The organism is Streptomyces sp. Tu 2975 (assembly GCF_009832925.1).
GTDB lineage: Bacteria > Actinomycetota > Actinomycetes > Streptomycetales > Streptomycetaceae > Streptomyces.
Window position 1 is genome coordinate 2,387,061 of the sequence record NZ_CP047140.1, and the last position, 11,891, is coordinate 2,398,951.

At 72.8% G+C, this 11,891-nt stretch carries 7 protein-coding genes and 1 pseudogene; 2 read left to right on the forward strand and 6 right to left on the reverse strand.

From position 1 onward, the window contains the following. Positions 1–207: 207 nt before the first annotated feature. The 4 genes from GLX30_RS10365 to GLX30_RS10380 form a co-directional block, all read right to left on the reverse strand. Entirely contained in the window at positions 208–1,653 is a 1,446-nt protein-coding gene (locus GLX30_RS10365; RefSeq protein WP_159686397.1) for an aldehyde dehydrogenase family protein, read from the reverse strand. A gap of 130 nt (positions 1,654–1,783) precedes the next feature. Next, complete coding sequence (locus tag GLX30_RS10370) at positions 1,784–2,743, reverse strand: EamA family transporter (RefSeq protein ID WP_159686400.1); 960 nt, start codon at positions 2,741–2,743, stop codon at positions 1,784–1,786. Positions 2,744–2,853: 110 nt separating this feature from the next. Next, the gene (locus tag GLX30_RS10375; protein ID WP_159686402.1) at positions 2,854–4,440 is read right to left on the reverse strand and encodes a PucR family transcriptional regulator; all 1,587 of its coding nucleotides are present in this window, start codon (positions 4,438–4,440) and stop codon (positions 2,854–2,856) included. Positions 4,441–4,597: 157 nt separating this feature from the next. Further along, the gene (locus GLX30_RS10380; RefSeq protein ID WP_159686405.1) at positions 4,598–6,820 is read right to left on the reverse strand and encodes an ATP/GTP-binding protein; all 2,223 of its coding nucleotides are present in this window, start codon (positions 6,818–6,820) and stop codon (positions 4,598–4,600) included. A 408-nt stretch (positions 6,821–7,228) separates the two neighbouring features. Here GLX30_RS10380 and gabT point away from each other — a divergent pair, with 408 nt between their 5' ends. Together gabT and GLX30_RS10390 are read left to right on the forward strand one after the other, a co-directional pair. Beyond that, on the forward strand, positions 7,229–8,563 hold the full coding sequence (gene gabT, locus GLX30_RS10385; protein ID WP_159686408.1) for a 4-aminobutyrate--2-oxoglutarate transaminase: 1,335 nt from the start codon (positions 7,229–7,231) through the stop codon (positions 8,561–8,563). A 102-nt stretch (positions 8,564–8,665) separates the two neighbouring features. After that, a pseudogene (locus GLX30_RS10390) lies at positions 8,666–9,483 on the forward strand (phosphatase PAP2 family protein). Here GLX30_RS10390 and GLX30_RS10395 read toward each other — a convergent pair. Both GLX30_RS10395 and GLX30_RS10400 read right to left on the reverse strand, forming a co-directional pair. Continuing rightward, the gene (locus GLX30_RS10395) at positions 9,434–11,242 is read right to left on the reverse strand and encodes a glycoside hydrolase family 18 protein (protein WP_244258099.1); all 1,809 of its coding nucleotides are present in this window, start codon (positions 11,240–11,242) and stop codon (positions 9,434–9,436) included. The pseudogene GLX30_RS10390 and the gene GLX30_RS10395 sit on opposite strands and share 50 nt — an antisense overlap. A 98-nt stretch (positions 11,243–11,340) precedes the next feature. Continuing rightward, positions 11,341–11,799 (reverse strand): hypothetical protein, encoded by a 459-nt coding sequence (locus GLX30_RS10400; protein ID WP_159686414.1) that lies wholly within the window; start codon positions 11,797–11,799, stop codon positions 11,341–11,343. Positions 11,800–11,891: the final 92 nt, after the last annotated feature.

An 11,891-nucleotide genomic window follows, 5' to 3' on the forward strand; every position in this document is an offset into this window, starting at 1 on the left:
ACGGGACCGCGTTCACGCTCGCCGGCTTCAGGGTGCGATCCGCCTCCGCGTCCGGCGTGCGGAAGCATCCCGTTCTCGCGAGGCCCGGCAGCGGCTGTACGGGAGCCCACCGGAATCCAGTCGTTCCAGCAAGTGGGTACGGGTAGAAGAAAAGCGGCCGGAGCCCCCGCACAGTCGGGCTCCGGCCGCCGGTCGTGGCGTGCGGCGTTACAGCGCCAGTCCGGTGAGGACCAGCACCCGCTCGTACGTGTAGTCGTCCATGGCGAAGGCCACGCCCTCGCGGCCGACGCCGGACTGCTTGGCGCCGCCGTACGGCATCTGGTCGGCGCGGTAGGACGGGACGTCGCCGATGATCACGCCGCCGACCTCGAGGGCACGGTGGGCGCGGAAGGCGGTCTGCACGTCGTGCGTGAACACGCCTGCCTGGAGGCCGTACTTGGAGTCGTTGACCGCCGCGAACGCCTCGGTCTCGCCGTCGACCTTGGTCACGGTCAGGACCGGGCCGAACACCTCCTCGCAGGCGAGGGTGGCGTCGGCCGGGACGTCGGTCAGCACGGTGGGCGCGTAGGAGGCGCCGTCGCGCTTGCCACCGGTGAGCAGCTTGGCGCCGCCCTGCACCGCCTCGTCCACCCACGCCTCCACGCGCTTGGCGGCGTCCTCGCTGACGAGGGGACCGACGTCGGTGGCGGCGTCGGACGGGTCGCCGGTGACCTGTGCCTCGACGGCGGCGACGATCTTCGGCAGCAGGCGGTCGTAGACCGTCGTGTCGGCGATCACGCGCTGCACGGAGATGCAGGACTGGCCGCCCTGGTAGTTGGAGAAGGTGGCGATGCGCGTCGCCGCCCAGTCCAGGTCCTTCTCGCTCGCGAAGTCGGCGAGGACGACGGCCGCGCCGTTGCCGCCGAGCTCCAGGGTGCAGTGCTTGCGCGGGACCGAGTCCATGATCGCGTAGCCGACCTTGTCGGAACCGGTGAACGAGATCACCGGCAGGCGCTCGTCCTGCACCAGGGCGGGCATCTGCTCGTTCGGCACGGTCAGCACGGACCAGGAACCGGCGGGCAGGTCGGTCTCCGCGAGCAGCTCGCCGAGGATCAGCCCGGACAGCGGGGTCGCCGGGGCGGGCTTCAGGATGATCGGCGCGCCGACCGCGATCGCCGGAGCGATCTTGTGGGCGCAGAGGTTGAGCGGGAAGTTGAACGGCGCGATGCCGAGCACGACGCCCTTGGGGAAGCGGCGGGTCAGCGCGAGACGGCCCTGGCCGCCGGCGTCGGTGTCGAGGCGCTGGGCGTCGCCGCCGTTGAAGCGGCGGGCCTCCTCCGCGGCGAACCGGAACACCGAGACGGCCCGGCCGACCTCGCCGCGGGCCCACTTGATCGGCTTGCCGTTCTCCGCGGAGATCAGCTGTGCGATCTCTTCCGTGCGCTCGACGAGGCGCTTCGACACGTGGTCGAGCGCGGCGGCGCGGACATGGGCCGGCGTGGCGGCGAACTCGTCGCGCACGGCGTAGGCGGCGGCGACGGCCTCCTCGACCTGGTCGGCGGTCGGTACGGAGACCTTGCCGACGAGGCGGCCGTCCCACGGGGAGGTGACGTCGAGGACGGTCTCGCCGGTGGCCTGGCGGCCGGCGAGCCAGAAGGCGTGGGTGGAAGTCATGCGGAGTCCCGGCCCTTCCGAAGTAGTGGGGTCTGCTCGGTTGCTCTCTCCACACGGTAGGGCCGCGCGTCCGCCGGGTCGTTTGTCCGGCATGGAGTGGTCGCCTGTCCCGGCTGGCCGGTTTGGCGAGTCAGCGGCGCCTTTCCGTGGACACGATCAGGCAGACCCCCGCCACGACCACGACGCCGCCCACCGCGATGGGCCAGGACAGCCGCTCGTCGAGCACCAGCGAGCCGAGCAGCACGGCGACCACCGGGTTGACGTACGCGTAGGTGGCGACGAGCGACAGCGGGGCGTTGTGCAGCAGCCACGCGTAGGCGGTGAACGCGAGGAGCGATCCGAAGACGACCAGGTAGGCGAGCGCGGTCCATGAGCGGGCGGAGACGTCTCCCAGGACGAAGCCGTCGTGCTCGCCCCTGCCGAGGGCGACGAGGGCGCAGCCGATGCCGCCCGCGACCATCTCGTAGGCACTGGCGGCGAACGGATCGGCCGGCATCGGGATCCGGGAGGACGAGAAGGACCCGATCGACCACATCAGGGTCCCGGCGACCACGGTGAGCACACCGGTGATGCGTACCTCGCCGCTGAGGCCGGGCAGGGTCAGCACCGCGAGTCCCGCCAGTCCGAGCGCCACACCGCCGTAGGCGCCGGTGCCGGGCCGCTCGCCGGAGGCCCTTCGCAGGACGACGACCCAGGCGGGCACCACGGCGACCAGCAGCGCGGCGAGCCCGGAGGGGACGGAGGTCTCCGCGAGGACGACCAGACCGTTGCCGCCCAGGAGCAGCAGCAGGCCGACGACCGCCGCGGAGGCGAGCTGGTGCCTGGTGACCTTGAGCGCGGCCGGGCCGCGCCGCCAGACGACCAGCGCGGCGAGGACCAGGCCGGCGACCACGAACCGGATCGCAGCGGAGACGAACGGCGGCATCGTCTCGACGACGATGCGGATGCCGAGGTAGGTGGAGCCCCAGACGACGTACACGATGACGAGGGCGGCCCAGACGGCTCCGGAGAGCCGGCGGCGGACGGGGACGGCCGGGCGCGCGGTGAGGTCGGGCGCGACGGACGCCGGCTCGGTAGCGGGGTTTGTCATGAGCAGGAGATTAGAGAGGGGGAGCCGCGAATCCAACAATCCTGCCCGGAAACGGGCAGGATCCGGCACGTTCGACCTTGCCTTCGAGCCCGACCCGGCTTCCGGCGGGTCTACGGGGACCGTTGCGGCTCGCCCGTCGCCTTGAGCGCCAGCCACAGCTCCATGCGCGCGTCCGGGTCGTCCAGCGAGCGGCCGAGGATCTCCTCCACCCGGCGCATCCGGTAACGCAGGGTGTGGCGATGCACGCCGAGGTCGGCCGCGGCGGCGTCCCACTGGCCGTGGCGCGACAGCCAGGCCCGCAGCGAGGCGACGAGGTCGCCGCGGCCGGTCGCGTCGTGCTCGTGCAGCGCGCGGAGCATGCCGTCCGCGAACGCGCGCACGGCGTCGTCGCCGAGCAGGGGCACGATGGACCCCGCCGCCAGCTCCTCGTGCTCGACGAGGGCGCGTCCGCGCCGCCGGGCGACCGAAAGCGCCTGCTCGGCCTGCTTGTACGCGCCGGCGGCCGCTGTCGGACCGGTGGGCGCGGAGAGCCCGATGTAGACCGCGGCCTCGTCGGCGTCCTTGTCCCCGTAGGCCGCCAGGCAGGCGGCGGCCACCGCGCCGCCGTCCACGGCGAGCAGCACCGTGCGGCCGTCATCCGTCCCGTCGGGGACGGCGAGGAAGGTCTCCCCCGCCCGGCCGGCTGCCGACTCGACCGACTCGGCGAACGCGCTCAGGGCCGCGGGCCGGTCGCCCGCGCCGGTGTCCGGGTCGCCGGCGGTCTCGGCGATGAGCAGCCGGAACGGGGCGTCGAGCAGCCCGCCGTACAGGTCGCCGGCGACGGCTCTGGCATGATCCGGCTGGCCCGACAGCAGCATCCGCAACACCGCCGCGCCGAGCCGCTGTTCGGCGGCCTGCAGCGAGCGGGACTGCTCCGTCGCCAGCGTCAGCAGGGCGACCGCCGAGTGCACGGCGTAGCGCTCCGCGGTCCCGAGCGGGGCCTCCGTGCCGACGGCGAGGGCGCCGCGGACCCGGCGTCCGGTGCCGAGCGACTGGAGCTCGACGCGGTCGTCGTCCTCGGTGCCGCCGACCACGGCGCTCGCGGGCGCGGCCCGCTCGCGCATCCGCTCGACGTCGGCGGTGAGGCGGGCCGCCCGCCGGGACGCCCAGTCGGGTGCGGCGGCGACGACGGCGCCGGAGGTGTCGTACAGCGCCGCCCATCCGTCGATGTGTGCGGCGAGCCGCGCGACGACGGCGCCGGGCCCCTCGGTGAGCGCGGCCCGGGTCAGCTCGCGCTGCACCTCGAACCCGGCGGTCACGGCCCGGTACTGGTCGGCGGCGATGGCCGCGGAGACGGCCTTGCTGATCGCGAGGAACGGGGTGCGGCGCGGCACTTCGAGGAGCGGCAGCCCCTCCTGCCCGGCGGCCTCGACGAGCGCCTCGGGAATGTCCTCGTAGTAGACGCCGACCGCGAAGCCCAGTCCGACCACTCCCGCGCCGACCAGCCTGCGCACATAGCGGCGCATGGCCTCGCGGTCCTCCGCGTCGAGGGTCATGGCGGTGACGAGCAGCAGCTCGCCGCCCTCCATGTACGGCACGGGGTCGGCGAGCTCGCTGACGTGGGCCCACCGCACCGGTGTCTCGAGCCGGTCCTCCCCGGCGCGCACGGTGAGTTTGAGCGCCGAGTGCTGGACGAGCGAGGCGAGGGTGGGCGGCATGGGACCTGGGGCCCTTCGAAAGGGGGACGGTTTCGGATTTCGCCGTCCCGTATGAACGGCGTACCTCGATTCTGCCAGGGAGTAGCAGTCGCCGGCCCCCGTCCGTCCCCCGCCGAGGTCACGGGCTGCCCCCTCGCAGGCCGCCGACGGCAACGGGTCAGGTCCGCAGGTCCACCAGCAGAGGCGGCGCGTGCTCCCCCCGTACGGACGTCAGTGACAGCACCGCGTGGCCGGCGGGCACCGAGTGGGCGAGGTCGGACGCCGACCAGCGGGCACGTTCGACCTCGCGAACGGTGACCGCCTCCGCGGTGGCCGCCTTGCCGGTGACCAGGCGGCGCATCATGTGCAGCGCCTTCGTCAGGGGCTCGTCGGAGATGATCTGCCGGTTGGTGACGTCACGGGTCTGGACCCACTCGGTGCCCCAGGTCTCGGCGAACCGGCCGCCGTCCCAGGGGGCGAGGCCGGAGAAGGCCATCCGACAGCCGACGGCGCCGAGCAGGGGGCCGCGCAACGGCTCGGGCACGTCCTCCAGGGTGCGCAGCGCGAGGACGACGCCCGCGTTGGCGGAGCGCAGCCGTTGCAGCGCGCGCACCGAGTCGGTGGTGACGGTGCTGGTCGCGTCGTCCAGGACGAGGCAGGCGAAGAGCGAGCGGTCGGAGCGGGTGAGTGCCGCCTCGGTGAACTGGGCGAGGACCAGCCGGGCGATGATCCGTGAGGCCTCGGCGTGGCCGCGCTCCGGCAGGTCGACGCGGACCCGCAGGGGGTGCTCGATGGCGCGCAGCGAGAACGTCCGCCCCTCGCCGTCGGTACGGAAGAACGAGGCGAACGCCGGCCGGTCGAGGAAGGCGATCCGTTCCGCGAGGAGCACCCCGATGTCGTCGCCGCGGGCCGACTGCCGTTCGCGGGCGTCCAGTTCGCGCAGCTGTGACGCCTCCCCCGCCTGCTCGAGGGCCGTGCGCAGCGCGCCGAGGGCGGCCGGCGCACCGCCGAGCAGTTCCCGTAGGTCGGCCACGGCGGGGAAGTGCCCGTGCACGCACCGGTAGGGGCCGATGAGCTGGGCCAGCGCGGTCGCGGCGCGCCGGCTGTCGCCGCCGGGCAGACCGGCGGCGAGGTCCCCGACGAGCGCCTCCGCGAGGAGCCGGGCGGCCTCGTCCGGGTCCTCCGCGCCGCCGTAGAGGTCGAGGTCGTGGGTCGAGTCCGGGCGGCCGACGGAGACCACGAGGTCGAAGTCGCCGTCCGTGGCGACGGCGGCGCCGTGGGCGGTGACGGCCACGACGGCGGCGCGGTTGGCCAGCGCCAGCAGGCACAGGGACTCGACGACGGGCCGTACGAGCCGCACGCTCTTGCCGGACCCGGAGGGCCCCACGGCGAGCAAGGAGGTGCCGAGCAGGGCGGGCTCCAGGGCGACGCCGGTGGTACGGCGGGCGTACGGGTTGCGTGCGTCGTCGACGGCGGTGCCGATCTTGACCTGGCCGGTCGCCAGGTCGTGCGTCGCGGTGCGCACCGGCAGGTCCCGCAGCCCCGACGGGTGGGCGCAGGCGGCGGGGCCGTGCCTGCGCACGGTCTCGGCGAAGGCCGCGAGCCGCTCCGGCCGGGCGTGGACGCCCTGCCAGGCGCGCCGGATCCGCGCGTAGTCCACGTCGCCGAGGGAGCCGGCCCGGGCCGCTTCGGCGAGGCGGTCGGCGGCCTCTCCGAGCCCGGCGCTGCGCAGCTCCGGCCACTCGGCGGGGTCCTGCGGCGGTGGCGGGGCGTCGGCCACCGGGCCGGCCGCCTTGGCGCGCCTGCGCTGCACGACCGGCCAGGTGCCGGCCCTGCCGACGGCGGCGACGACCGACGCGGCGAGGAGCACGTAGTAGATGTTCGACACCCAGGTGAGCCAGGTGACCGTGCGCGGGATCTCCCGCCAGACGCCCGGCAGGAACACGAACAGCGGCCACAGCGGCACTCCGTACCGCTGCCAGATCTCCTGCCAGTTGCCGACCCGGCCGAAGCCGACGGCGAGCAGGCCCAGGACGATGCCGTTGTAGAGGTAGCTGGCCAGGACGTACATCTCGAAGTTGGGGTCGGCGGGTGACCGCCAGGCGTCGGGCACGGCCCACAGCATGGGCAGCAGCCACCAGTCGTCGACGAAGAACCACCATCCCTCGAGGTAGCGGTTCCACAGCAGCGACCAGAGCAGCCAGCCGCACAGGTAGGCCACGAAGGCTCCGCCGAAGAGCTGCCGGGCGGGGACGAGGTCCGGTTCCTCTTCGGGGCGGTCACGGTGGCCCAGCCGCCAGATCCCGGGGGCGGCGGCGGGCCGGGGCACGCGCAGCCACTCCGCGACGCGGGGCCGGGTGGCGGGGGCGTGGCCGGGCCGGGCGGGAGTGCCGGGCGGCACGGACGGCACCTCCGCCGGTGGACCGGCGGGACGTGGCACGGGATTGGCGCGTGTGCCGCGTGCGTCGTATGTGCCTTCGGATTCCATGAACCGCTGCCCCCTGACCAGCCAGGCCCGCTCTCTGCACGGTCAATCTAGTGCGTGCGCCCCTGGGCGGACGGCACACCGGGCCATGATCCCGTGTCCCACGGGGCCCCATGCACTGTGTTCCCCGCGCGGAACCGGCCGGATTTCGCCCTCTCCTGTCCCTCCCGCGCCCCCGGGACCGGGCACGCTCGCGCGCCTATGGCCGTGGCGGACAACGACACACCCCCAATACTCCCGATCGGCGCATGCCCGCACCGGCGCGGCGCACCTAGCCTGCGGAGAAAGACAACAAGCGTCCGGATACACCCCCAGGAGCCCCTCATGACCGCAATCCCGCAGGAGCGCCGCGTCGTCACCGCCATCCCCGGCCCGAAGTCGATCGAGCTTCAGGCCCGCCGTACCGCGACGGTCGCCGGCGGGGTGGGGTCCGTGCTGCCCGTGTTCACGGCACGTGCGGGCGGCGGGATCATCGAGGACGTCGACGGCAACCGCCTGATCGACTTCGGCTCCGGCATCGCCGTGACCTCGGTCGGCGCCTCCGCGGAGGCCGTCGTACGCCGGGCGAGCGCCCAGCTCCAGGACTTCACGCACACCTGCTTCATGGTGACGCCGTACGAGGGCTACGTGGAGGTCTGCGAGGCGCTCGCCGAGCTGACCCCGGGCGACCACGCCAAGAAGTCGGCGCTGTTCAACTCGGGCGCCGAGGCGGTCGAGAACGCGGTCAAGATCGCGCGTGCCCACACCAAGCGCCAGGCGGTCGTCGTCTTCGACCACGGCTACCACGGCCGCACCAACCTCACCATGGCGCTGACCGCCAAGAACATGCCGTACAAGCACGGCTTCGGCCCGTTCGCGCCCGAGGTGTACCGCGTGCCGGTGGCTTACGGCTACCGCTGGCCGACCGGCCCGGAGAACTGCGGCCCCGAGGCCGCGGCGCAGGCGGTCGACCAGATCACCAAGCAGATCGGCGCGGAGAACGTCGCCGCGATCATCATCGAGCCGGTACTCGGCGAGGGCGGCTTCATCGAGCCGGCCAAGGGATTCCTGCCCGCCATCGTGAAGTTCGCCAACGACAACGGCATCGTCTTCGTCGCCGACGAGATCCAGTCAGGCTTCTGCCGGACCGGCCAGTGGTTCGCCTGTGAGGACGAGGGCGTCGTCCCCGACCTGATCACCACCGCCAAGGGCATCGCCGGCGGCCTGCCGCTCGCCGCCGTCACCGGCCGCGCCGAGATCATGGACGCCGCGCACGCCGGCGGCCTCGGCGGCACCTACGGCGGCAACCCGGTGGCCTGCGCCGGTGCACTGGGCTCCATCGAGACGATGAAGGAGCTGGACCTCAACGCGAAGGCGAAGGCGATCGAGGCCACGATGAAGGCCCGCCTCACCGCCATGCAGGACAAGTTCGACATCATCGGCGACATCCGCGGCCGCGGTGCGATGATCGCGATCGAGCTGGTGAAGGACCCCGCGACGAAGGAGCCGAACGCCGAGGCGGCGGGCGCCCTCGCCAAGGCGTGCCACGCGGAGGGTCTGCTCGTCCTCACCTGCGGCACCTACGGCAACGTGCTGCGATTCCTGCCCCCGCTGGTGATCGGCGAGGACCTGCTGAACGAGGGTCTCGACATCCTCGAGCAGGCGTTCGCCCGCGTCTGACCGGCGGCGACGGAGCCACTCTGTGAAGAAGCTGTGGGGGGCCGATGGCGGGATGGAGATCCGGCTGTCGGTCCCCTTCCGCCTGACGTACGGTCTCTGCAGATGAGAGAAACACCCCGCTCGCAGGAGACTGCGGGCGACCCCAGGCCGGAGCCTCCCCAGCCCCGACCTGGTCGTGCCCTCGCGCACACCACTGGAGCTGCAGGCTCCGGAACTCCTCACCGATCGGATGGCCGCCCGCCCCAAACCCCCGGGGCGCGCGGCAAACCGGTCCGGCCGGCCACCTCGGAACCACCCCCCCTGTTCCGAGGCGGCCGGCCTCTCGGCGTTCCGGGGCCGCCGTCCTCCTCTGCGTGACGCTCTTCGCACTGATCACCTGGCAGGTTGCCGTCGAGGGGCCGCTGCTCTCCTTGGACGTGCGACTGGGCCGGGCCGTGTTCGGCGCCGGGCCCGCCACCGTCACCGAACTCCTCGCCGATCTCGGCAGCATGGCCGTGGCGCTGCCCGTGCTCGCGGCGGCGGTCGGATACGCCCTGCTGCGTGAGGGGCGGCGGTGGGTGCCGGCACTGGCCGCTGTGGCCGCGATGGCGGCGGTGCCCGCGCTGATCGTCCCGCTGAAGCTCTGGATCGCCCGCCCGGCACCGTTGGAGCCGGGCACCGGCTGGTACCCGTCGGGCCACACGGCGACGGCGATGGTCGCCTACTGCGGGGCGGCGCTGCTCGTCACGCCGTATCTGCGCCGGAGATGGGCGATGCCCGCCGCCGGGGTGCTCACCCTGGCGACGGGCATCGGTCTGGTGCTGCGCGGCTACCACTGGCCACTGGACGTCCTCGGCAGCCTGTGCCTCTTCGGGGCCCTGCTGCCGTTCCTCAACTCCATCTGTAGGCGTCGAAGTTCCTCGAGAACTCGAACTGGTTGAAGCGGTCCCAGTTGATGGACCAGGTCATCAGGCCGCGCAGGGCCGGCCAGGTGCCGTGGGTCCGGTACGAGCCGCAGGCGGCGGCCACGTTCCTCGTCAGGCAGTCGAGCGCCTTGTTCACCTCGGCGGGCGAGGTGTGGCCGTTGCCGGCCTGAGTGGAGGCCGGGAGTCCGATCGCCACCTGCTCGGGCCGCAGGGCGGGGAAGAACTTCGCCTGGTCGCCGGCGACGGGGAAGCCGGTGAGGAGCATGTCGGTCATGGCGATGTGGAAGTCCGCGCCGCCCATGGAGTGGTACTGGTTGTCCAGGCCCATGATCGAGCCGGAGTTGTAGTCCTGGACGTGCAGCAGGGTGAGGTCGTCGCGCAGGGCGTGGATCACGGGGAGGTACGCCCCGGCGCGCGGGTCCTGGCCGCCCCAGGGGCCGGAGCCGTAGTACTGGTACCCGAGCTGGACGAAGAAGGTCTCGGGGGCCATGGTGAGCACGAAGTCCGGGCCGTACTCGGCCTTGAGGGTCTTCAGCGCCGAGATCAGGTTGACGATCACGGGCGAGGTGGGACTGCGGAAGTCGGTGTCGCCGGTGTTCAGTGAGAGGGAGTGTCCCTCGAAGTCGATGTCGAGGCCGTCGAGACCGTAATCGTCGATGATCTTCGACACCGACGTGACGAAGGCGTCCCGAGCACCCGTCGTCGCGAGCTGCACCTGCCCGTTGGCGCCGCCGATGGAGATCAGCACCTTCTTGCCGGCGGCCTGCTTGGCCTTGACGGCGGCCTTGAACTCGGCATCCGATTCGACGTTCGGGCATTCGGCGACCGGGCAGAGCCTGAAGCGGATGTCGCCGGAGGTGGCCGAGGTCGGTTCACCGAAGGCGAGGTTGATGACGTCCCACGAGTCGGGGACGTCGGCCATGCGGGTGTAGCCGGAGCCGTTGGCGAAGCTGGCGTGCAGATAGCCGACGAGGGCGTGGGCGGGCAGGTCGCCCCCGGTGTCGCCGCCGCCGGAGGTGGTCGTGGCGCTGACGGCCGCGGACTTGGGCGACTCGCCCGCCTCGTTGGCGGCGGCCACCTGGAAGGCGTAGGTCGTGGCGGCGGTCAGCCCGGTGACGGTGGTGGACGTGCCGCCGACGGTCGCGACCCGGATGCCGTCGCGGTAGACGTGGTAACTGGTCGCGCCGGACGAGGAGTTCCAGGTCAGCGGCACGGAGGTGGAGCCGGGGCTGCCGGCGCGCAGGCCCGCGGGCGCGGCCGGGACGGTGGCGGGGTCGCCGCCGGGGCCGAGGAGGGAGATGTCGTCGGCGTGGTAGGCCGGAGTGCCGTACCAGCCGTGGGTGTAGAGCGTCACGGAGGTGGTCGACGGCCCGGTGCGGAACGAGGTCGTCAGCTTCTGCCAACCAGGCGCGGACGCCGTCCAGGTGGAGACGTCGGTGGTACCGGTGCCCGATGCGCCGAGGTAGACGTAGCTTCCCTGGACCCAGCCGCTGAGCGTGTAGTCGGAGCCTGGCTTCACGGTGACGGTCTGGGCGCACTTCGCGTTGTCGCTGCCGGCCGGGGTGGCCTTGAGGGCGGAGGTGCCGCCGTGGGTGGGCGAGGAGACGGCGACGCCGCTGCCCGCGGTGCAGGTCCAGCCTGTGAGCCCGGCTTCGAAGCCTCCGTTGCGGGCGAGTTCGGTGTCGGCCGCCGCCGCCGGCCCGGTGGCGGTGACGAGCCCTGTGACGGCGAGGACGGCTGCCGCAACGGCAGCCGTAAGTCTTGTGCGGTCCACAACAGCCTCCGGGCATGGGGGATTCGAGTGCGGCGGCCACAACATGGTCCAGACCAATTAGGTTGTCAAGACCTCTGTCACTCCCGGACGGCCACGTCTCAGTCCCTGCCGCCTCGCGCGAGCCCCGCGGCGGCCTCGTGCATGGCGAGCTCCAGCAGTGAGGGATCAGTGAGTGTCCCGGAGCCGTCCGGGGGGATCAGCCAGCGCACCCGGCCCGCCGTCCTGCCCGGATACGGCACGACGATCCAGGTGCCCTGCCCCGCCGTCCGGATGCCCGTGCCCAACCACCGTCCCGCGGTGCCGGGCGGTACGAAGAAGCCCATGCGCGACTCACCGAAACCGGACAGGACCGGACCCGGCCGGTCGACCAGCCGGGTCAGCACATCCAGCGTGGGGTACCCCAGCTCGCCCGGCAGGATCAGTACGTCCCAGCGCCGGCCGGCAGGAAGGAGGGCGATCCCGTGCTGGTTCCGCTCCCATTCCCACCGGCAGGTCTCCGGATCCGGCGCCACCGCCGCCAGCCACTCCATCGCGATCCTGGCGCTCGCTCGGCTCATGATCCGGTCTCCGTTCGTGTGCACGAGAGTGCTTGCACACACAGAGAGCGGGGCGAGGCCCATCCATTACGCGACTTGGGAGATCAACCGTC